Origin of the sequence: Pedobacter petrophilus (assembly GCF_009674725.1) — a bacterium.
Lineage (GTDB): Bacteria > Bacteroidota > Bacteroidia > Sphingobacteriales > Sphingobacteriaceae > Pedobacter > Pedobacter petrophilus.
In genome coordinates, this window is sequence record NZ_WKKH01000012.1 from 68,670 (window position 1) to 91,411 (window position 22,742).

Genomic DNA, 22,742 nt, shown 5'->3' on the forward strand with positions numbered 1-22,742 from the left:
TTCAACGGAATCTACACAAATAAAGTGAAGGCAACAGATTCGGTTTCTTACTCCTCTTTCTGGAATCAGTTAAGTCTAAATAACCAGGCAGCATTAAGCAGCGAAGCAGAAAACGTGGAACTTATCGCCATCAATAAAAACAAAATCAAAGCAGTTTTATTCAGCGGAAACGAGCAAAAATCAGTGCTGATTTTAAAAGGTAAATTAAAGGGTAACTATTTCGTATCTAACCACAAGCGAACCATTATCCCTATTCCACTGATCTATGGTGAGTTTAAAAATAATCAGTTTCAACTTGCAATAAATGAACAAAACACTATTCAGGTTGATCGGTTAAACAACCAATGGGGCTGGATCTTTTTCTTCTTAGCCGAGAATAACCAGACCAGAAGTTATGAATATAAACGCATATCCCGATGAAATTGCTACTCACATTCCTCATTCTTTTTTCATTTAAACTGTCGGCGCAAAAATTAATTAGCTTTATTCCTCCATCAGGTTATACAAAGGTTTTAGAAACTAATGGCGATTTGGATAAAGATGGTATCAATGAAGTTGTTTTGGTTTATAACACCAATAGAAAAACAGATCGAACTGGTTTCACCCGGGAGATGTATATCTGTAAATTAATTAACGGCTCCTTAAAACTCTGGAAGAAAAATGCTTCAGTACTCTGGAACAGTGATGATTGTGGTTTCTGCCTGGATTCGGGTATTAATTTATCCGTAAAGATTAAAGGCAATACTCTAATTATTGAACAAACGTTTCAACATAATTCAAGACACTTCAGCACCTATAGAAACATTTTCCGGCACCAGAATGGCGATTGGTTTTTAATCGGATCAAAATATAATGACTATGATACCTGTCATTTCGATTTCCAATACGATATTAATTTCTCTACTAATCAGGTAGCCATTGATTACACCTTTGGTGACTGTGATGATGGTGTTCCAGTTCCTAAAGACAGTGAATTGAGGTTTAAATACCCGTTTAAATCTATTCCAAAAATGGATGGATTTACTGCGGGTAAGCATGAAATTAAAATCCCCAATGCCAAGCAATATTTTTATTATTAGTTAACCAATTCTTTGTGTCTCTAAAATTGGAATTACTAATGGTCTCAGCTAAATTCCGCTAAACTAAACAGATTCTTTTGTTAGTATTATTTTTGATCTTTATTAAATTTAAACGACTGTAAATATAAACACATTACAGATAAAACACTCATTATCAATTTATTAACCTAAACCGTTAAACTCATCCGCTTTTAAATTCTAACCAATTTTTATTCTTTTAATAGTCTTCTGGCACAATCGTTGTAATCAGGCTGTTACATTTAACTAATATTTTTTATCTCCCTCCGGAGATTTTTAATTGGAAAAAACAACAAAATGAAAAAGACAGTTCAGATTTTTAGCATGCTTTTAATAGCATTAACAGTAATGGTTTCTTGTAAAAAAGACACCGATCCGGCAGATAAAGATTTCTTTGTTGGTACTTATAGAGGAAGCGTTTCTTACAGTAAGGATAACAATACCACTACAAGCACGGATGGCAGGGTTACCGTAACTAAGGTGAATGATACCTATAGTTTCTTCTTTGGAAATAACATCCCAGACATTACTGGTGTAAAATTTCAGGAAAGTGGAAATACATATGTAAGTGTGGGTACCGGTTTAATTGGAATAACAATTGATGCCAGTAATTTAAAGATTGGCGTTTCAAATTCCAACGGAACCTGGACAGCCAATTGCACGCGATAGTATCTTTAAAAGATTTTAAGTCCCGACTTTCATCGGGACTTTTTTTTGTCCAAAATATTGTAATTTATGTCTTAGAAATTAAATTCGATATGAATTTATCTAGCTTTATAAAATGAGTGTTGAATTAAAAAAGCATATTGAAGAAATTGTTTCGTTAGCGGATGAAGAGTTTGAATACATCAGCAGCCATTTTAAACCTAAACAACTCAAAAAACATCAATATTTAATTCAGACGGATGAACATGTTAAAACCATCTATTTCGTTATTAAGGGCCTTTTGAAAGCAACCTATATTGATTTAAATGGTAAAGAGTATATTATTCAGTTCGCCATGGAAAACTGGTGGATTTCCGATTTCCAGGCTTTCTATAATAATGTAAAGTCAATTACCAATATCAGTTGCCTTGAAAATGTTGAGCTTCTTGGCATCTCAAAAGAAGATTTAGATAAAATTTGTCATGAAAACCATAAAATGGAGCACTTTTTCAGGGTGAAAAATAGCTCCGGCTATGTGGCTTTGCAACAAAGGATTTTATCTTTATTAACCACCAATCCAAGAGAACGTTTTGAACAGTTTTCGTGTCAATACCCGCAATTGGGCCAAAGGCTTTCTAAAACCATAATAGCAGCATACCTCGGTATTTCAAGAGAAACGTTAAGCAGGCTCTCGGCCAAAACTGTGATTTAACGCACAATAAATCTGTGATTGAAGTCCTGTGTGGACGAAATGTATTGCTTTAACTTTGGGTAACATTAAAATTAATGATATGAGTAAAAAAGTTTTATTCGTGCTTACGAGCCACGACGAGTTAGGAAATACAGGTAAAAAAACAGGATTTTGGTCAGAAGAGTTAGCAGCTCCTTATTATGCTTTGGCAGATAAAGGTGTGGAAATTATTTTGGCATCAGTGAAAGGCGGTCAGCCGCCAATTGATCCGAAAAGTGAAGAAGCTTCATTCCAAACAGAAACTACTAAAAGAATGGATAATGATGCTGTTCTTCTTGAGAAGTTGAAAAATACAATTCCATTAGAAGATGCTAAAATGGAAGAATTTGATGCAGTGTTCTATCCCGGTGGACATGGTCCGTTATGGGATTTAGCTGAGAGCAAAATATCACAACAACTGATTGTAGATTTTTATGCAGCAAACAAGCCGGTAGCTTTTGTGTGTCATGCACCCGGTGTATTGAAAGATGTGAAAGTTGATGGAGAATATTTGGTTAAAGGCAAAAATGTAACAGGTTTTACCAATACAGAAGAAGAGGCTGTAGAATTAACCAATATTGTACCATTCCTGGTAGAAGATATGTTGATTAAAAACGGTGGGATTTATACTAAAATTGCCGATTGGAATCCTTATGCTGTTGTAGACGGTTTATTGGTAACAGGTCAAAATCCTGCATCATCAGAAAAAGTAGCAGAAGAACTGCTTAAACTTATTTAACATTTCAATTTCTACTGGTTGCATTACCACGCAACCAGTAGAAAATTATACTTTTTATAATGCCTCTTCGTCTTCCTCATCTTCTTCAGGCACATACTTTTCAATAGCCTGCCCAATTGCATTTACTTCTTCATCTTCCTCAAAAATCGGAAGCTCTGTTTTATAATCCATTTTTAACCAAATGGAAGAGGTATCCTTTTGAATCTGGATATATTCTCTGCCATCTTTAAAAATGGTATAGGAGTCGTTTCCTTCAGGGAAAACAGAATAATTTACCCGTCCTATTGCTATATCAAATGGTTCTTGCATCGCTGATTTTTTGGTAAAGATAAATTTTTTTGAGCATAATGATTTGAAAAGGAACATGCTTGCTTGAAGTTTTTGATTCCTGTTTTCCAGATTGCTTTCATAGGGTGGCGGTCTCTTTATCCTGGCCAGACAGTCATATATAGTTAAGGAGATATCTTTTTGCTTTAAACACCCAACCATAAACGGCCTTTCTAATGGTGCCATCTAAACCCGACCGGAGTGGAAAGCCCGCAAGCCGAGGTACGAGGAGCGGACTTGTAGCAAGGGCGGGAACAACCCGAACCAAAAAGCACAGGCTTTGCTTTTCAGGAAAAAATAATCAATGTTAAATGAGCTTTATACAGCCTTAGAAGCACCTAATAACTAAAAATTTACTTGCTGCTGCTTAAAAATTCCATCATTTGTACTAATTTACACCAACTATTTACCGAAAGATTAGAAGATGAAGTTAACGTTTTGGGGTGCTGCGCAACAGGTAACAGGAAGTATGCACCTGCTGGAAGTTGGGCATTATAAAATACTGATAGATTGTGGATTGGATTATGAAAAGGAAACCTATCAGGAAGACAACCAACAATTTCCCTTCGATCCGGCGAGTATAAATCTGGTTATTTTAACACACGCCCACATTGATCATTCAGGCAATTTACCTACCCTTGTTCGCCTTGGTTTTGACGGACAAGTGCTTTGTACACCACCAACAGCCGATTTAACTTCCATATTATTATTTGATTCTGTGGAGCTTTTTTTGCGTAAACAAAGTAGAAAGCCACGCACTAAACGCGGCAATTTTAGCGGTCCAAAACCTTTGTACTTACATAAGCATGTGATGGATACTATTGATCGCTTTGTAACCATTGCCTTCCATAAACCGTTTAAAATTACCGGCGATATCAGTTTAACATTTATTCCTGTAGGGCACCTATTGGGTGCTGCTGCTGCGGTTTTAACCATAAACGATGATGGGGAAGAAAAGAAAATAGCTTTTTCTGGTGATATTGGCCGGGAACATTATCCGGTACTGGTAAAGCCAGAACCCATACCCGAAGTAGATTACTTTGTGTGTGAAGCTACTTATGGCGGCCGTTACCACACGAAAGACCAAACGCTCGAGGAAAGATTAGTAAAAGAAATTGAAGAAGCTTGCATCAAAACGCCGGGACGATTAATTATCCCTGCATTTAGCATCGGCAGAACTCAATCTTTGGTTTTTGCGTTAAACCAGATTTTTACTAAAAAGCTATTACCTCCTATTCAGATTTTTGTAGATAGCCCAATGGCGATACATGCCACTGATGTTTACCGCAAACACCACAATTTGGTTAATCAGGAAGCGAAAGATTTCTATAAAACCATGGGTGATGAATTCGAATTTGAACACCTTGCTTATGTGCAAACCATGAAAGAAAGTAAGGATGTTTCCAACTATTTTGATCCTTGCATTATCATTTCATCTGCCGGAATGCTTGAAGGCGGAAGGATACAGGATCACTTATATTATAACATTCAAAACTACTATTGCACCATCCTTTTTATTGGCTATTGCGCAAAAGGAACGCTTGGGTATAAACTTTTAAGTGGCGCACCCATTGTAAGAATTAAAGACCGCGAAATGATGGTTTATGCAACCATCCGCCAAACAGATTTACTTAGCGGCCACGGCGACCATGACGACTTAATGCGAACAGTGAAACAAACTGGTCAGCCTAAAAAGGTTTTTCTGGTTCATGGTGAAGATAAGAGTTTGAAAAGTTTATCTGCTGCTTTGCAGGAAGATGGTTTTGAAGTAGTTGCCCCGGAAAGGGGAGAGGTTTTTGAAATTTAATTGGTTCATTGAGCGAATTGGCAAAATTCCTTGCTCATCCTGCAAAAGGAAGCAATTCTACTAACCGGATTTAAGCTAACGCATACAATACCTTTAGCATTTGAAAAGCTGTAGTATATAAGGTTGCCAAATAAATCCAACTTCCAGATGATCTGCCGTTTAGCAATTCTCTATTTTCCCTTTCTCTATTCCCTATTCTCCATTTCTCACCTTCCCTCAGCCCCTCACTTGCCCACTACCCCTAACCACCCATTTGTAACTGGTTAATTCTTCCAAGCCCATAGGTCCGCGGGCATGGAGTTTTTGTGTACTAATGCCGATTTCAGCACCTAATCCAAACTGTGCACCATCAGTAAAACCTGTTGATGCATTGGCGTATACTGCAGCGGCATCGACTTGATTTAAAAATTTCGTAATATTTTCTGCATCTTCAGAAATAATGGCCTCGCTATGTTTAGAACTATGTTCTGAAATGTGATGGACTGCGGCATCAAAATCTTCAACAACCTTTACAGCAAGTTTTAGTGATAAAAATTCTGTTCCGAAATGTTCTGGTTGAGCCTGATTTAACAATTGTGCGGGGTAAGTTGACCGAAGCGCTGCATAACTTTTTTCATCAGCAAATAATTCTACATTTCCTTCAGCCAGCGGCGATAAAAGTTCTGCCAGATTATTTAATCTTTGTTGATGAACCAGCACACAATCCAGGGAGTTACAAACGCTTACCCTTCTGGTTTTAGCATTAAAAATAATTGCTTTTCCTTTTTCCAAATCGCCGGTTTCATCGAAGTAAGTATGCACAATTCCGGCCCCAGTTTCGATAACCGGAATTTTACTGTTTTCGCGAACATAACTAATCAACGACTGACTTCCCCGGGGAATTAAGACATCTACAAATCCCCTTGCGTTTAGCAATGCTTCAGTGGCTGCACGTTCGGCAGGTAGTAACGTCAATACATCCGGGTTAACATTGTGCGCTGCTAAAACGCCATGAATAACATTTTTAATGGCCAGATTTGAGAATTCCGCATCGCTTCCGCCTTTTAATACCGCAACATTACCTGTTTTAAAACAAAGGGAAAAAACATCGGCCGTAACGTTTGGCCGGGCCTCGTAAATTACACCGACAACGCCCAGGGGGACCCGGACTTTCTTTAAATCCAAACCATTATCCAGTATTTTTTCTGATAATACCTCATTTAAAGGACTAACCAGCTTCACTACATTGGCAACATCATTGGCAATATCAGCAATGCGGGTTGCCGTAAGTTTTAAGCGATCATATTTCGGATCTTCCATAGACATCTTCGCAAGATCTTTCTCGTTTTCCGTTAGAATGTTTACGGCATTATTTACTAAAGCTACCGCCAAATCAGAAAGTACAGCGTCTACTTTTTCTTTGGATAAGCTGACGAGATTTCTGGTTGCTTTTTTAGCGTTTTCGAAGTATGTTGAGTAGTTCATGTTTTTAGTATTAATTATCAGGAGCTTTTACCGCAAAGTGCGCTAAGTTTAGCGCTAAGATCGCCGAGTTAGAGGCAAATTTGCTTTAGTTTTTCTTAACCCGAAGAACACTTGGGTTTCATATTAGCTTTGCGTTTCTTTGCACCTTATCTCTCCGTTCTTTGCGGTTAAACCTCAGTTATATCGCCGAATAAAAATAATCATAATGCACCAGAGCCTTCTGTTTCTTCTGGCCGATTCTTTCTCTCGCCTTATCAGAACCGTATTCTGCAATTCCCAAGCCAATTAAGGTATTCTGTTCATCCACAATTTTGATAACATCACCCTTTAAAAAATCTGTCTGAATTTCAATAATCCCAATGGGTAATAAGCTGGTTGCTTTGCCAGAAGTGAGAACTGTTTTCGCTCCATCGTTTAATTTGACAATGCCAGTTGCTGCTGTCTCTGAATGTGCAATCCATTTTTTCTTCCCTGACTTACTTTTCTCCGGAACAAATCGTGTGTGAATTAACTCCTTGTTAAGCAGCGCAATCAACACATCATCCTCTGTGCCATTTGCAATATGAACAGTGATTCCGAGTTTAGCTACTTTTTGCGCCATGGTCGACTTTGTGATCATCCCGCCCCGGCCAAACTGAGATTTTCCGGTTTGAATAAACGAAGCCAGGTTAGAAACCGGACCAGAAATCTCTTCGATTACTTTTGAACCCTCCATTTTAGGATCGCCGTTATAAATTCCATTTACATTTGAGAGAATAATTAGTGCATCTGCATTTAGCATTGAAGCAATTAGCCCTGCCAACTCATCATTATCGGTAAACATCAGCTCCGTAACAGAAACCACATCGTTTTCATTTACTACCGGAATCACATCGTTTTGCAATAAGATTTGCATACAATTTTTCATGTTCAGGTAGTGGGCACGATCGCGGAAATCTTCTTTAGTTACCAGTACCTGGGCACATTTAATCTGGTGTACAGCAAAGAAATTAGAATAGGTATTAATCAGTTTTACCTGGCCAATTGCGGCTAATAATTGTCGGGTGGTAACTGCATCCTGCTTTTCAGAAACTTTAATTAAACTTCTGCCTGCCGCAACGGCACCGGAAGAAACTAAGATCACTTCAATGCCTTGCTTTTTTATTGCTGCCAACTGATCCACCAAATGATTAATTCTTGCTTCATCTGGCAATCCGTTCGCCTGTGTAATTACATTCGACCCAACTTTAACTATTATTTTTTTATACCCTAATTTCATTATTATACCAGCACCGTTTGTTTTGGCAATTTAACATCTATTTTATTAATACAGATAATTATCTATAGGCATAATGGATTTTTGCTAAAATGGCAAAATCAATTTGGTAACAGGAGCTTGGCAAACCATCTCTCTACTAATTGACCATTGAACTAATAAACTATTTCATTAAATTGCCATCACCTAACCCTGAACCAAACATGAAACGTATTATACCTTCGCTGATTTTGCTTGGCGCAATTTCAGCTTGTAATAATCCTCAAAAAAAAGAAATGGAACCTATAAAATGGCCGGATGCAAAGGCACCTGTGGCGGAAATTATTCCGCATAAACGTAGTATCCACGGCGACACAGTGGTGGATAATTATTACTGGATGATTGATTACTTCAAAAAAGGCGCGGACAGCACCAGGGTGGTTGATTATTTGAAGGCTGAAAATAAATATCTCGAGGAGATGATGAAGAGTACAGATGCTTTTCAGGCTGATTTATTTAAGGAGATGAAAGGCCGGATTAAGGAAAAAGATGAATCTGTACCTTCATTCAAAAATGGATATTATTATTATTCCCGTACTGAAGATGGTAAACAATATTTCAAATATTGCCGTAAAAAAGGAAGTTTAACTGCTCCTGAAGAAGTGCTGCTTGATGTAGATGAAATGGCAAAAGGACATTCTTACTTCAGCGCAACGGGCTTTAAAGTAAGCCCTGATAATAAATTATTGGCTTTTGGTGTAGATAAAGTTTCCCGCAGGCAATATACCATTCAGGTGAAAAACCTCGAAACCGGTGAAATTTATAAAGATGCGATTACCAATACCGAGGGGCCGGGCGCCTGGGCAAACGATAATAAAACATTGTTTTATACTTCAAAAAACCCCGTTACCCTGTTAAGCGAAAAGATAAAAAAACATACGCTTGGCGCTGATGCGAAAACGGATGTAGTCGTTTACGATGAAAAAGACAATACGAATTATATTGGTGTTGGGAAATCAAAAAACGGAAAGTATATTTTCGTCGCTTCACAGGGTACTTTAACATCAGAATATAAAATGATTGATGCTGATCGTCCTCAGGATGCTTTTAAAGTTTTTGCTGCCCGTTCTAAAGATGTGCTTTACGATGTAATGCCTGTTGACGGAAAGTTTCTAATCTTAACCAATTGGAAAGCCAAAAATTTCAGGCTGATGGAGTGCCCGCTTGATAAAACGGAAAAGGAAAACTGGAAAGAAGTAATTCCACACCGCACCGATGTACTTTTAGAAAGCGCCCAGGAGTTTAAAGATTATACTGTTTTATCAGAACGTAAAAACGGCTTAACCGAATTGCGTGTGCTTAAGAAAAGCGGGGGTGATTATTACATCAAATTTGATGAACCAGCCTACGATGCCGGCGTGGGCGCAAACCCGGAATATGACAGCAAAAACCTGCGCTATTCTTATACCTCGTTAACTACCCCAAGCTCGGTTTATGATTATGACCTGGAGAAGAAAACACAAAAGCTGATGAAACAGCAAGAGGTTGTGGGGGGTTATAACCCTAAAGATTACGTAACAGAACGTATTTTCGCCACCGCAAAAGATGGCACTAAAATCCCTGTTGCATTGGTGTACAAGAAGGGTTTTGAAAAGAATGGTCAATCGCCTTTGCTACTTTATGGATACGGTTCATATGGATCAAATTCTGATGTTTATTTTTCTTCCGTTCGGTTAAGCTTGTTAGACAGGGGTTTCGTTTTTGCTATTGCAAATATCCGCGGCGGACAAGAGATGGGACGCCAATGGTATGAAGATGGTAAATTGATGAAAAAGAAAAACACTTTCACTGATTTTATCGCGGCCGGCGAATACCTTATAGACCAAAAATACACATCTAAAGGCCATTTATATGCTAATGGCGGAAGCGCAGGTGGTTTATTGATGGGAGCGGTTGTGAATCTGGCGCCTGATTTATGGAACGGTGTAATTGCAGATGTGCCATTTGTTGATGTGGTAAACACTATGCTGGATGAAAGTATTCCACTAACCACCAATGAGTTTGATGAATGGGGAAATCCAAAGAAAAAAGATGCTTACGAGTATATGAAAAGTTATTCTCCATATGAAAACGTGGAGAAAAAAGCTTACCCCAATATGTTAGTGACTACTGGTTTGCACGATAGCCAGGTGCAATATTTCGAACCTGCAAAATGGGTGGCGAAGTTAAGAGCAATGAAAACGGATCAAAATGTACTGTTCTTAAAAACCAATATGGAATTTGGCCATGGTGGTGCATCTGGTCGATTTGATTACCTTAAAGAAGAAGCCTTAGGTTACGCTTTCTTCTTTAAACTGGAAGGAATAACAAAGTAAGCACTTATTTAATGTTAAGCCTGTTGAAATTTCAGCTACTTTCAACAGGCTTAACATTCGTCTTTGGCAAAATATACAATCCGTAGATCAAAAATTAATAAAACACATATTCTATCTTAAAATGAATTCTAAATTAAAACAGCTTCAAATCATTCATCTTGCGCTATGTTTTTCCGTATTTCTGTTTGCCACGGTAACGACCCTCCTCAATAAAGATTACCTTTATTTTGATGCTAATCCTGCTAACACAGCACCCTACAATCCAATATTTCCAATTGTTGGGCTAATTACCATCTCTGTCAGCATCATTGCTTTTAAAACTTTGATATCAAAAATAGACAAAACAGCTGCAGTTGATCTAAAAATAACCCAATACCACACCGCATTTATTGTTAGCGCAGCATTGTTACAAGCCGGTGCCCTTTTCAATCTGGTTGGTTCTTTCATTTCATATAATGCATTCTTTTTAATTTTTGCTGCTGTCAACCTGATTTTTCTTATCCGCAACCGGCCAACAAAAGATAAATTGATATCTGCTTTACAATTGCAATATCCTGATACCGAAACATTGTAATCATTTAGCCGTATCTTTGCCTGCTAATGGAATACAATGTTCACACTTTACCGAACGGCATTCGCTTGTTGCATGTGCCATCGGCTTCAGCCATATCTCATGCCTGCATCATTATTAATACAGGCTCACGCGATGAAACTGAAAACAAAGCTGGCTTAGCTCATTTCATCGAACATTTAATCTTCAAACGTACGGAGAAACGCAGTACTAATCAGATTTTAAATCGATTAGAAAGTGTAGGCGCAGATTTAAATGCCTATACTACCAAAGAATATACCTGCGTTCATGCTTCTTTTTTAAACCCTTATTTAGATCGCACTTTAGATCTTTTTAACGATATTATTTTCCATTCTACTTTTCCGGAAGATGAAATGGATAAGGAGAAAAGCGTAATTCTGGATGAAATTGCATCTTATTTAGATCAGCCGGAAGAAGCTATAAATGATGATTTTGAAGACTTGCTTTTTGCGGGGAATCCACTTGGCAATAACATTCTCGGCACTACAGATTCTGTACAAAGTTTCACCCGTGAAGACGTGATCAATTTCAGGAAAGCAAACTACCGAACCAATGAAATTGTAGTGGCGGTGATCGGGAATTATAGTTTTAACAGCGTAGTGAAGAAAGGTACCAAACACTTTGGAGATGTTGAAGAAAATACGCCAACGCTACATCGAATAAAACCAGCTATTTTAAAACCTACAACCACAACCATTTATAAACCCATTATGCAGGCACATTGCATATTAGGAACGCAAACTTATTCTGCTCATCAAAACGAAAAAGTGGGTTTAATGCTGCTGAATAACTATTTCGGCGGCAATGGAATGAGCTCGGTTTTGAACCTCCAGATTAGAGAGAAATACGGAATTGCCTATACCATTGAATCTAATTTTTCGCCGTTGAGTGATACGGGGATTTTTTCGATTTATTTCGGAACAGACAAAGAAAAACAAGCCAAAGCCTTGTCTTTAATCTTCAAGGAAATTAAAAAATTAAGGAAAAAGCCTTTGAACGACCTTCAATTACTAAAGGCTAAAAACAAATTTATCGGTCAGATTGCTTTAGGAGAAGAGAACAGAATCGGCCTGATCATTTCAATGGCAAAAAGTTTAATTGACCATAATAAAATTGATTCTCTTGAAACTGTTTTTAATAAAATTAATAATGTTACCACGCAAGAAATTGCTCAAATTGCTGACGATGTTTTAGCTATCGAAAAGCTTAACATCTTTACTTTCTCGCCAATAGCAGAATAATTGTTATTTTTGTAGAAATCACATCATTGGCTTGACAGTATTCCCCGATTTTTGCCCTTGTTTCAGGCAAAAATTAACCGGTGAATAAAAAAATATTACAGAATGAAATTACCTATAGTTGCTTACGGAGACCCGGTTTTAAAAAAGCTTTGTACCGATATTGATCAAAATTATCCAGAATTACAAAAGCTCATTAGCGACATGTTTGATACCATGTATTACGCAAATGGTGTTGGCCTGGCTGCTCCTCAGATTGGCTTACCAATTCGCTTATTTATTGTAGATATAGGTGAAGACGAGGATGGCACACCTGGTTATAAAAAGGTTTTTATCAATGCAAAAATTGTAGAAGAAACCGGCGAACCCTGGTTTTTTAATGAAGGGTGTTTAAGCATTCCTGACATTCGTGAGAATATTTCCCGCAAACCAAATATCAAAATCACGTACCTGGATGAAAACTTCGTAGAACATACAGATGATGTTGATGGTATGCCGGCTCGTGTAATTCAACATGAATATGATCACATTGAAGGAAAACTGTTTACAGACAAAGTAAGTGTTTTGCGTAAAACGATGCTCAAAAGTAAACTGGATGCCATTTCAAAAGGGAATATCAATACAGAATACAAAATGAAGTTTCCAAATAAGAGTAAGAAGAGATAATTTTAATAAAATACTGGAAGGGAAATGAATACGTTTTCCCTTTTTTTATGCCCTTACACCTAGGCTAAAACGCCCAGGACTCCGAACTCATAACTTCACTAATTTTAGATTATGAGACCTTTAGAACTATAGGTGAGTTAAACACCCAAGACTCCAGACTAATGACTCCGAACTCACGACTCAAGTAAGATTCATCACCGATTTAGATATGAAGTGCCTTTAAAACCATGGGTTAGCTAAGCACCCAGGACTCCAGACTAACAACTCATGACTCAAGTAAGATTCACAACCGATTTAGATACGAAATGCCTTTGAAACCATGGGGTAGCTAAGCACCCAGGACTCCAGACTAACAACTCCGAACTCACGACTCAAGTAAGATTCACAACCGATTTAGATAGGTGTTTCCTTTAAAACCATGGGTTAGCTAAGCACCCAGGACTCCAGGCTAAAGACTCCGAACTCACGACTCAAGTAAGATTCATCAACAATTAAAATATGAATTGCCTTTAAAACCATGGGTTAGCTAAGCACCCAGGACTCCAGACTAACGACTCCGAACTCACGACTCAAGTAATATTCATCAACAATTTTAATATGAATTGCCTTTAAACCATGGGTTAGCTAAGCACCCAGGACTCCAGACTAACGACTCAGAACTAACGACTCAATTCTCATTCCTCTTCTTATCCCCGTCAAAAATCTGCTGCATCAGCTTACCCCAGGCGAAAGGGTTTAACAGCGGATTGGTTTGCACCATATTTTTGTTAATCATCCTATCGAAGTTGTAACGGTAATTCTGACTGCCGATTTCCTGCCCGTCACGAGGTAAAGTTTGGATCAATCCATCGATTGATGACCTGGAGAGGTTCTTTTTAGCGATGGCCATATCATCATCGGCGAGTTTCATAGAGAGAAACTCACGTGTAAATTCTTCTGTTGTTGCCCAGGGAAAAACACGAACAGAAGGCAAATCAATTACGTTAGATTTTAGTTTAACCATAATGGTATACTTACTATCAGGTGTTCCTTCCGGAATAACCGTAGAAAATTTCTTGTAACCAATTGCGGTAAATAAAATGGTATCACCAGGGTTTACGATAAAAGTAAAATAGCCCCTGTAATCTGCAGCAATACGTTTACTTTTTGCTGAAAGATTAGTAATGGTAACATATGGAATTACGTTTGCACTATCAATATCTGTAATAATCCCTGAAAATTGGATAAGCTTTTCCCGGGCCGGCTTTTGCTGTGCAAAACTGGCAATAGAAAAAAATAAGCAAATCAGGGCTACACAATATCTCATTGTGACAAAAGTAATTTTAAAAATAAAACTTCCTTGTTAAATAGTGTTAAAGCTAATCTTGCTCTGCCATATTCACGGCAACCACCGAAGTAATTTGAGGTACAGCTTTCATAATCGCCTGCTCTATACCCGATTTCATGGTCATGAAACTCATTGGGCATGAACCGCAGTTCCCCAATAGCTTCAGCTTTACGGTACCTTCAGCTGTAATTTCTTCAACAGAAACATCACCTCCATCGGCCTTTAAATATGGCCTTATAGTTTCCAATGCCTGTTCTACTTGCTCTGTTAAATTCATTATAAGTTTTTTAAAATATAAAAATAGTAATTTTTTAGCAATTCACCATTTGCGCATTGTTGATGGATATCTGTTGTGCAATCTTACTTGCAATATCTCCGAATATAACATCCAACAAAGGATTTTGGTTTAGTGCTGCCGGTTTGCCATTATCTCCGGCTTCAGAAATATTTTGGATAATTGGAATTTCTCCTAAAAACGGCACATCGAATCGCTCTGCAAGCTTAGTTCCACCACCCTTACCAAAAATGTAGTACTTGTTATCCGGTAATTCTTCCGGCGTAAAGTAAGACATGTTTTCCACCACACCTAAAATCGGAATATTAATTCCCGGCATTTTAAACATTGCCAGTCCTTTATGCGTATCGGCAAGCGCAACCTGCTGAGGTGTGGTTACCACAACCGCTCCCGAAATAGGGAAACTTTGCGTAATGGTGATGTGAATGTCGCCCGTTCCCGGTGGAAGATCTACAATTAAATAATCCAGTTCACCCCAGTTTGTATCATTAAATAATTGCTTCACAGCGTTTGAAGCCATGGGTCCACGCCAGGGCACCGGCTGACCAGGATCTGCGAAGAAACCCAGCGACAGAAGTTTAATTCCGTATTTTTCTATTGGAATAATCTTCGTTTTTCCATCTGCCGTTTCTTCTGCACCGGGCTTTGCATCTACCAAACCGAACATGGTTGGTATTGACGGACCATAAATATCAGCATCTATTAAGCCCACTTTTGCACCATCTTTCGCCAACACTACTGCCAGGTTACTTGATACGGTAGATTTCCCAACGCCACCTTTTCCTGAAGAAACTAAAATAATATTTTTGATGTTATCTAATGATGATGAATTAGTTGGTTGAGTAACTCTTGAAGTAACATTAATCGCTACCTCAGCCTCTGCAAATACAAAGTGCTTTATGGCATTTGTACAGGCGTTTTTGAGCATCTCCTTCATCGGACAGGCAGGCGTAGTAAGCTCCAGTGTAAAACTTACGAGGTGATCAGTAATTTTTAAATCCTTAATCATGTTTAGCGTAACCAAATCTTTTTTCAGATCCGGATCTTCTACATTTTTAAGCGCATCTAAAACTTGTTGCGGGCTAATTTGCATTGTATCAGTTTAAATCCAAAATTAACAAAACATAGCCACAAATACTTTTATTTAGGCTTTTAAACTGTAATTTTAACACGAAATAAACATTTAATTGTTACGTTTAAGCAATTAACCATTTTAACTACCATATGCGAATACCAAAAATCAAGATCCCCAAAAAATATTTAAAAATCGGAGCCTGGGTTTTGGGTGTTTTTTTAATTGTTTGTATCTCATTGGGCGCTGTTGCCTACTCTAAAAGAGAAGCCCTCTTAAAGAAAATGATGGCCAAAGCGATAGCAAAGGCTGATAAAGATTATGGCCTGGAAGTAAAGATTGGCTCCGCCGGATTTACAGGATTGAGTACGGTAAAAATGACTGCAATATCTGTAGTTCCTAAAGAACGCGATACACTTTCCAGCATAGGAGAACTCAGCGTAGGTGTGAAACTGTTCCCTTTGATTTTTGGCAATGTTAAACTATCGGAAGTAGAGATGAGCGATGGTTTTGTAAGCGTGGTTTTGAAAGATTCTACCACCAATATTGATTTCATTTTAAAGAGAAAGAAAAAAGACAGTACCGAGAATAAGGGAAAATCGAATCTGGCGGAGATTGCCAATAATATTCTGAATCAGGTTTTATATAAAATCCCTGATGATATGGATATGAAAAACATGGTTTTCAAATTTAACGATCACGATACTGCTCAACTTAGCTTTGCCACTGCAGCTGTGATTGATGGGGGCGATTTGAAATCAACCATTAACGTTAATAACGGAGAATCTACCTGGCATGTAGATGGTTACGTAAACCCTGGAAGTAAAGAATTAAGCTTTACTGCTTATGCGGATGGGAAGAAGCTTGAATTACCTTATCTTAACAATAAATTACACGCCAAATTAAGTTTTGATACCCTTCAAACAGAGTTGAAAAACGCAAAATATAGTGGCAATGATTATAAAATCTCAGGTTCATGGTCGGTTAAAAATATGCTGATTAACCAACCTCGCATTGCTTCGAACGATATCATTGTACAAAGTGCAAAATTGGATGCCGATATTTTGGTTGGTCCGAATTACATTGCTTTAGACAGCAGCTCAACAGCATACCTGAAAACGGCCGAAATCCATCCGTACGTAAAATATACTTTAGGAAAAAATAAGATCTATGAGCTGAAACTCACCGCAGAAGAGCAAGATGCACAGGGTGTTCTCGATGCATTTCCACAAGGGTTATTTGAATCTTTGGAGGGTTTAAAAGTACAGGGAAAAGTAAAGTACAATCTAAACTTTTATTTAGATACCAAAACGCCTGATAGCGTCCGCTTTAACTCTACTTTAACACCCGTTGATTTTAAAATTACAAAATGGGGAAAAACAGATCTTCAAAAAATTAACAGTCCATTCGTATATACGCCATATGAGTATGGTAAACCGATGCGGGACATTACCATCGGACCATCAAATCCTAACTTCACACCATTAAATCAAATCTCTAAAAACTTTATCAATGCGGTGCTAACTGCAGAAGACCCATCGTTTTTTACACACAACGGTTTTGTAGAAGAGTCGATTCGAAAATCCATCGCGGTAAATTATAAAGAAAAGAAATTTAAGCGTGGCGGAAGTACCATCAGTATGCAGCTGGTTAAAAACGTTTACTTAAGCCGTCAGAAAACTTTAGCCCGCAAAGCGGAAGAAATCCTGATCGTTTGGTTAATCGAACACAATCACCTAGTAAGCAAAAACAGAATGCTGGAAGTCTATTTCAATATCATGGAGTTAGGGAAAAACATCTATGGAATAGGAGAAGCATCCAGGTATTATTTTGGCAAACAACCTGCTGATTTAACCATAGGTGATGGATTATTCTTAGCCAGTATTGTTCCAAAACCTAAAGCATCCATGTACAAATTTATGGCTGGTGGCGGCTTGAAGCCCTATATGTTCAACTATTTCAGATTCATGGGGAATATTATGGCCAGAAGGGGATTAACGCCTGCTGATACAGCCGGTTATGGTTTTTACAATGTTCGTTTACGAGAAGGTTTACGCCAGTATTTAGCGCCCGATACCGCAGCTGTTGATACCGCGGCATTTGACGGTGAGGAGGATGATGAAGGAATGCCTCCTGTAATTATGCAGGATAACAATAAAAACCTTTTTGATCGTATTTTTGGTGGTAGCAAGAAAGATTCTTCAAGTGTTAAACAAGCCGATACTACTACGAAATCGAAAAAACAGTTAAGACAAGAACGGAGAGAGCAGCGAAAACGGGAAAAGGAACTGGAAAACGGAAATTAATCGATCAGCTTTTAGTCTTTTAAACAAGCCATTAGTAATTTTAAATATAACATGCATAAAATACAGGTAGAGGATAAGGAATTTGAAATCTTTTTAGATAACGATATCATCAATAAACGGATCCGCCTGATGGGCATTCAGCTTAATGTGGATTATGAAGATAAGTGTCCTTTGTTTGTTGGCGTGCTAAACGGGAGTTTTCTGTTTATGGCCGACTTAATTAAAGAAGTTAACATTCCATGCGAAATTACTTTTATGCGGGTAGCATCATACGAAGGTACATCTAGTTCTGGTCAGGTTAAAGAATTAATAGGTTTGCCAACAAATATTGAAGGCCGTGACATTATTATTGTTGAAGATATTGTAGATACCGGTTTAACGTTAACGCACATTCTCAAGACAATAAAAGAAAAAAATCCGGCTTCAGTTAAGGTCGCTTCATTACTGTTAAAACCAGCCGCATTAAAATATGATATTGATGATTTAGAATACATTGGTTTCGAAATCCCCAATGAATTTGTTGTAGGTTATGGATTAGATTATAACGGCTTGGGAAGAAACCTGATAGATATTTACAGGGCTACTGAGGCATAATTTTTAAGTGGATTAATTTATTTTTTGCACCTTTGCCGAATAATTCTACACAATGACCATACACAAAGAAGGCTATACTACCATAGCCATAACCATTTTACTCATTTTCGTTATCAATGCCGTTGTTGATTATAAATACTATGACATTACCTGGTTACGCTGGTTTATTTATATTTTTTCTGCCGCTTTATTCATAATTGTATTACAGTTTTTCAGAAACCCCGGCCGCAGTTTTTCCGCAGGAGAAACGCTGGTAATTTGTCCTGCAGATGGAAAAGTAGTGGTAATAGAAGAAACAGAAGAAGGCGAATACTTTAAAGATAAACGCTTACAGGTGTCCATTTTTATGTCGCCTGTTAATGTACACATCAACAGAAACCCAATTTCTGGTGTAGTGAAATTTTTTAAATACCATCCTGGAAAATATTTAGCTGCCTGGAACCCAAAATCATCTACAGAAAACGAACGTACAACAACTGTTGTAGAGCATAAAAGCGGCGTACCGGTCTTATTCCGTCAAATTGCAGGCGCTTTGGCCCGCAGAATTGTTTGGTATGTAAAAGAAGGAGACCAGGTGGTACAAACTGAGCAATTCGGTTTTATAAAATTTGGCTCCCGGGTTGATGTCTTTCTGCCTGTTGGAACAAAAGTTAACGTTGAACTTAATCAGGTAGTAAAAGGCGGCATCACAACGCTTGCAACCTTAAGTTAACCCACACATATAAGCTAAAAACCCCGATTCGGAACTATTTTCGAATCGGGGTTTTCTTTTAGATAGAATTCATTAATCTGTCGCATCGTTTCCTACTTCCTTTTCTGCGTCTGTGGTCAATGGCCGGTCACTGATTAAACGTTGGGTAGGATAAGCAAAATCTGATTGATTACGCATCACTATATCCATAATTTCGAGGTTAATTTCTTGGCGGATATCCAAAAAGGTATCGTTGTTTAATATCGTTACGAAATAATTAATCTCCACGATTAATCCAGAATCTCCAAAGCTTTTAAACGAGGCCGTTCCATCACCGCTTGTACCTTCGTGGCTATTGATATAAGCTTCAATTTCGGTGACAATCCGTCTTACAGATTCTGCCGTGGTTTCATAAGTTAATCCAATAGTAAAGTTTACCTTCCGGGAATTTCTAAGCGAGAGATTTTCCAGTACACCATCTATCATTCCACGGTTAGGGATTGTGGCCATGGTGCGCTCTGAGGTGCGAATTCTGGTACTTCTGAATCCAACTTTCTCAACCGTCCCTTCTACGCCATCTACCTTAACCAAATCTCCAACGACAAAAGGCTTATCCAGAAAAATGGTGAATGACCCAATCAGGTTTTCCAAACTTTCTTTAGCAGCAAGTGCAATTGCAATCCCACCAATGCCTAAGCCGGTAATCAATGTAAGCACATTAACTTCGAAAACAAAACCCAGAAGCGTAAAGAAACCTATGAAAATGATTAAGGTTTTAAAGAGCTCTTTTAAAAAGGGCACCAGCTGATCATCTGATTTATTACTCGTTAGTGATGCTTTGAACAGTAAAACATGGCTGATAAAGTCAATGATCCTTAAAAAGATCCAAAAAACAGAAAGGATAATCATGAACAGAAATATTCTGTCGATACAATCACCTAAGCTCACCGGAACGGATATCTTTACTTTTCCGACAAGCTTTCCATAATGAAATACGGCTACTTCTAGTGGGTGTTGTAATTGATTAATGGCCAGATACAACGTAGTTAACTGAATAAAAACCTCAATGGGTTTAATAAGCAAAGCGACAAAGGCATCATCATGAGCTTGCTGCGAAAAGTTTTTGAAAAGCTTAAAAAGAAGCTTACTAAGCAGTTTCGAAATAACCCTCTTTAAAATGATCCCCAGAAAAAGGATCGCAGCGAACAGACAATAAGACTTTACTGTATTACCCCAGAACACCTGTTCGAAAAATGCAGCGTTTAACATATATAAACAAATTTAAACATAATTTTAGGCAATGATACAAGGTCTGCAAGGCCTCTTTTAACAGAATGGCTTAAACGAAAAAACCTCCACGAAATTAATCGTGAAGGCTATATCTTATAATAAAGAATATTATTTTCTCAATGATTTGATACGAGCAGCTTTACCAGTTAAAGCACGTAAGTAGAATAATTTCGCTCTACGAACCTTACCGTGGCTATTCACTTCAACTTTCTCAATGTTTGGAGAGTTAAAAGGGAAAATACGCTCAACACCAATACCGTTGCTCATTTTACGAACCGTAAAAGTTTCGTTAGCACCAGCACTGTTACGTTGGATAACAACACCTTGGTAAATCTGAATACGTTCTTTATTACCTTCGCGAATTTTATAGTGTACGCTCACTGTATCGCCAGACTTGAACGCAGGAAAATCTTTTTTCGCGATGGCCTGCTCTTCAACAAATTTTACTAAATCCATGATTTTAAGCTATTAAATCGATATTTCAACCCGTGAAATTCGGATTGCAATATTAGGGATTTTTTTTCAATTAAAAAAACTAATTTAATTTTTTCCACAATCTTTTAGAAATCCACATTAAGCCTGTGTAAACTCTTTTATTCCAAAAGGTCTGGACGACGTTGTTTTGTCCGCTCTAAAGCCTGTTCGTGCCGCCATTCGTTCACTTTCGCTTCATGTCCGCTTAATAAAATATCAGGTACTTTATGGCCTTTCCAATCTGCCGGACGGGTATAAACCGGTGCATCTAATAACTCTCCCTGAAAACTATCAGAAAGGGCAGAGGTTTCATCATTCAAAACACCGGGAATTAAACGCACCACGGCATCTACCACAATTGCAGCTGGTAATTCTCCGCCACTCAGCACATAATCACCAACAGAGATCTCACGCGTAACGAAAAGATCCCGAATGCGTTGATCTATCCCTTTATAATGGCCACAAAGGATAATGATGTTATTTTTAATAGATAATTCGTTAGCGGTGCTCTGATTAAGCGTAACACCATCAGGACTCATGAATATGACCTCATCATATTTCCTTTCAGCCTGAAGCTTTTCTATACATGCCGCGAAAGGTTCAATGCTCATTACCATGCCACTACCGCCGCCGTATTGATAATCATCTACACTTTTTTGCTTATTGGTCGAGTAATCCCGCAGGTTATGAACAAAAATTTCAGCAATACCTTTTTTTTGCGCCCGCTGTAAAATAGAATGGGCAAATGGACTTTCTAATAAAGCAGGCAGAACTGTTATAATATCGAAACGCATAGCGCAAAGTTAAGTCTTTAGTCTGAAGTCTATAGTCTGAAGGCAAATTTTACCATACGTATCACTAAAATAGCCGATCAGAATCTATTTACCAGATCCTTGTGCCTATTGTTAATTAAAATATTCACTTTTACTTATTCACTAGCCCGCCAGAGGCGATTACTTCCTTCTCCCATCACAACCCCATTAAACTTCGAGGCTTTTGATCATCACTAAGGCCATAGTAATCAGCATATTGTCTCCCTTTGAGGGCGTATGCGGCGAAGCTTGATAGATGTGTTGAATATATTAACCCGGTTAGTTTTAGATTAACGATTTACACCGGTATTTATATGAATTTAATAATTTTTAAATCGTCCATTGATCGTGCACTACAGCAACGAGGTAATATGCATTTTCATATTTTTTGAAAACAAAGCGCAAACTGGTCCAGTCGAGCCCACGATATTTTTCATTGGTTCCTTTGAAATAATATTCGGTAAAATGAAGCTGAGGGTAGGTTTCTTTCAGGTTATTAATCGTATTTCCCTGCCCGATAAAAGAATCGAAGCTTTTCTGCTTTGCATGCAGATAATCTGCATTGTAAATAAACTGCTCAATGTAGGGTTTAACTTTCATTTTAATGGCCTCTCCACTGCCGTCAAAATGCCCCCAGGTTAGCGTCCAGTTTTTAACTATGGCTTCTAAGAAATCTTTTGCTAAAACTTTTTTATGGGTGGGATCAATAAAGCCATAAGGCGAAAAACGAACACCTTCTGTTGGATGAAAAAGTGACGCAAATACAGCATAATCTTTCATTTTCAGGGCTGCTAAAGCTTTTGAAGCAACGATCTCAATAGAATCTTTCTGCGTTTTCTTTTGCAAAAAACGAGCAGAAGTAGATTGATCTTTAGACGAGTTATTTTCTCGGCTTTGGTTACAGCCGGTAAAAAGAAATACGGCAACAATTGCAATCAATAAGCACCTCATAAAACTTCAACGGAAA

At 38.0% G+C, this 22,742-nt stretch carries 23 protein-coding genes; 13 read left to right on the top strand and 10 right to left on the bottom strand.

Translation table 11 applies throughout. From position 1 onward, the window contains the following. Positions 1-24 precede the first annotated feature (24 nt). The 5 genes from GJU39_RS09890 to GJU39_RS09910 all read left to right on the top strand — a co-directional run bounded on the left by GJU39_RS09890 (position 25) and on the right by GJU39_RS09910 (position 3,211). Positions 25-420: a hypothetical protein gene (locus tag GJU39_RS09890; RefSeq protein ID WP_154280629.1), complete on the top strand. Its 396-nt coding sequence runs from the start codon at positions 25-27 to the stop codon at positions 418-420. After that, a complete protein-coding gene (locus tag GJU39_RS09895; RefSeq protein ID WP_154280630.1) occupies positions 417-1,079 on the top strand; it encodes a hypothetical protein in 663 nt (220 codons plus the stop codon). The genes GJU39_RS09890 and GJU39_RS09895 overlap by 4 nt, the downstream gene beginning before the upstream one ends. 315 nt (positions 1,080-1,394) lie before the next feature. Continuing rightward, a complete protein-coding gene (locus GJU39_RS09900; protein ID WP_154280631.1) occupies positions 1,395-1,766 on the top strand; it encodes a hypothetical protein in 372 nt (123 codons plus the stop codon). 112 nt (positions 1,767-1,878) lie between these two features. Further along, entirely contained in the window at positions 1,879-2,454 is a 576-nt protein-coding gene (locus GJU39_RS09905; RefSeq protein ID WP_154280632.1) for a Crp/Fnr family transcriptional regulator, read from the top strand. A gap of 79 nt (positions 2,455-2,533) precedes the next feature. Next, complete coding sequence (locus GJU39_RS09910) at positions 2,534-3,211, top strand: type 1 glutamine amidotransferase domain-containing protein (protein WP_154280633.1); 678 nt, start codon at positions 2,534-2,536, stop codon at positions 3,209-3,211. Between the two features lie 54 nt (positions 3,212-3,265). On the opposite strand, the gene GJU39_RS09915 is transcribed toward GJU39_RS09910, so the two are convergent. Continuing rightward, entirely contained in the window at positions 3,266-3,520 is a 255-nt protein-coding gene (locus GJU39_RS09915) for a hypothetical protein (protein ID WP_154280634.1), read from the bottom strand. Positions 3,521-3,962: 442 nt separating this feature from the next. Between GJU39_RS09915 and GJU39_RS09920 the strand changes: the two genes are divergently transcribed. Beyond that, the gene (locus tag GJU39_RS09920) at positions 3,963-5,345 is read left to right on the top strand and encodes an MBL fold metallo-hydrolase RNA specificity domain-containing protein (protein ID WP_154280635.1); all 1,383 of its coding nucleotides are present in this window, start codon (positions 3,963-3,965) and stop codon (positions 5,343-5,345) included. 216 nt (positions 5,346-5,561) lie between these two features. On the opposite strand, the gene GJU39_RS09925 is transcribed toward GJU39_RS09920, so the two are convergent. Then, on the bottom strand, positions 5,562-6,809 hold the full coding sequence (locus GJU39_RS09925; RefSeq protein ID WP_154280636.1) for a glutamate-5-semialdehyde dehydrogenase: 1,248 nt from the start codon (positions 6,807-6,809) through the stop codon (positions 5,562-5,564). 178 nt (positions 6,810-6,987) lie between these two features. Continuing rightward, positions 6,988-8,067 (bottom strand): glutamate 5-kinase, encoded by a 1,080-nt coding sequence (gene proB / locus GJU39_RS09930; RefSeq protein WP_154280637.1) that lies wholly within the window; start codon positions 8,065-8,067, stop codon positions 6,988-6,990. Positions 8,068-8,267: 200 nt separating this feature from the next. Between proB and GJU39_RS09935 the strand changes: the two genes are divergently transcribed. The 4 genes from GJU39_RS09935 (at position 8,268) to def (ending at position 12,914) form a co-directional block, all read left to right on the top strand. After that, a complete protein-coding gene (locus GJU39_RS09935; protein WP_154280638.1) occupies positions 8,268-10,418 on the top strand; it encodes a S9 family peptidase in 2,151 nt (716 codons plus the stop codon). A gap of 121 nt (positions 10,419-10,539) precedes the next feature. Next, complete coding sequence (locus GJU39_RS09940; RefSeq protein WP_154280639.1) at positions 10,540-10,992, top strand: hypothetical protein; 453 nt, start codon at positions 10,540-10,542, stop codon at positions 10,990-10,992. Positions 10,993-11,018: 26 nt separating this feature from the next. After that, positions 11,019-12,251: a M16 family metallopeptidase gene (locus tag GJU39_RS09945; RefSeq protein ID WP_154280640.1), complete on the top strand. Its 1,233-nt coding sequence runs from the start codon at positions 11,019-11,021 to the stop codon at positions 12,249-12,251. A 102-nt stretch (positions 12,252-12,353) separates the two neighbouring features. After that, positions 12,354-12,914, top strand: coding sequence for a peptide deformylase (gene def, locus GJU39_RS09950; protein WP_154280641.1), 561 nt, complete (start codon positions 12,354-12,356; stop codon positions 12,912-12,914). 667 nt (positions 12,915-13,581) lie between these two features. Here the strand turns inward: def and GJU39_RS09955 are convergent. From GJU39_RS09955 to GJU39_RS09965, 3 genes are read right to left on the bottom strand one after another with little or no spacing between them, the layout of a single operon-like run. Next, positions 13,582-14,220 (bottom strand): peptidase associated/transthyretin-like domain-containing protein, encoded by a 639-nt coding sequence (locus tag GJU39_RS09955; protein ID WP_154280642.1) that lies wholly within the window; start codon positions 14,218-14,220, stop codon positions 13,582-13,584. Between the two features lie 52 nt (positions 14,221-14,272). Continuing rightward, on the bottom strand, positions 14,273-14,518 hold the full coding sequence (locus GJU39_RS09960; protein ID WP_154280643.1) for a NifU family protein: 246 nt from the start codon (positions 14,516-14,518) through the stop codon (positions 14,273-14,275). 34 nt (positions 14,519-14,552) lie between these two features. Continuing rightward, complete coding sequence (locus tag GJU39_RS09965; protein ID WP_154280644.1) at positions 14,553-15,629, bottom strand: Mrp/NBP35 family ATP-binding protein; 1,077 nt, start codon at positions 15,627-15,629, stop codon at positions 14,553-14,555. A gap of 131 nt (positions 15,630-15,760) precedes the next feature. Here GJU39_RS09965 and GJU39_RS09970 point away from each other — a divergent pair, with 131 nt between their 5' ends. Genes GJU39_RS09970 through GJU39_RS09980 form a run of 3 tightly spaced genes read left to right on the top strand, consistent with a single transcriptional unit; the run spans position 15,761 to position 19,220 of the window. After that, positions 15,761-17,914 (top strand): transglycosylase domain-containing protein, encoded by a 2,154-nt coding sequence (locus tag GJU39_RS09970; RefSeq protein ID WP_154280645.1) that lies wholly within the window; start codon positions 15,761-15,763, stop codon positions 17,912-17,914. 51 nt (positions 17,915-17,965) lie between these two features. Then, entirely contained in the window at positions 17,966-18,508 is a 543-nt protein-coding gene (hpt, locus tag GJU39_RS09975) for a hypoxanthine phosphoribosyltransferase (protein ID WP_154280646.1), read from the top strand. 52 nt (positions 18,509-18,560) lie between these two features. Continuing rightward, positions 18,561-19,220: a phosphatidylserine decarboxylase family protein gene (locus tag GJU39_RS09980; RefSeq protein ID WP_154280647.1), complete on the top strand. Its 660-nt coding sequence runs from the start codon at positions 18,561-18,563 to the stop codon at positions 19,218-19,220. Positions 19,221-19,292: 72 nt separating this feature from the next. Here GJU39_RS09980 and GJU39_RS09985 read toward each other — a convergent pair whose 3' ends face one another. The 4 genes from GJU39_RS09985 to GJU39_RS10000 all read right to left on the bottom strand — a co-directional run bounded on the left by GJU39_RS09985 (position 19,293) and on the right by GJU39_RS10000 (position 22,726). Then, positions 19,293-20,468, bottom strand: coding sequence for a mechanosensitive ion channel family protein (locus GJU39_RS09985; RefSeq protein WP_154280648.1), 1,176 nt, complete (start codon positions 20,466-20,468; stop codon positions 19,293-19,295). A gap of 129 nt (positions 20,469-20,597) precedes the next feature. Beyond that, complete coding sequence (gene rplS, locus GJU39_RS09990) at positions 20,598-20,945, bottom strand: 50S ribosomal protein L19 (protein ID WP_154280649.1); 348 nt, start codon at positions 20,943-20,945, stop codon at positions 20,598-20,600. Positions 20,946-21,082: 137 nt separating this feature from the next. Beyond that, positions 21,083-21,757, bottom strand: coding sequence for a tRNA (guanosine(37)-N1)-methyltransferase TrmD (gene trmD, locus GJU39_RS09995; RefSeq protein WP_154280650.1), 675 nt, complete (start codon positions 21,755-21,757; stop codon positions 21,083-21,085). A 348-nt stretch (positions 21,758-22,105) separates the two neighbouring features. After that, a complete protein-coding gene (locus GJU39_RS10000) occupies positions 22,106-22,726 on the bottom strand; it encodes a hypothetical protein (RefSeq protein WP_154280651.1) in 621 nt (206 codons plus the stop codon). Between the last annotated feature and the right edge of the window lie 16 nt (positions 22,727-22,742).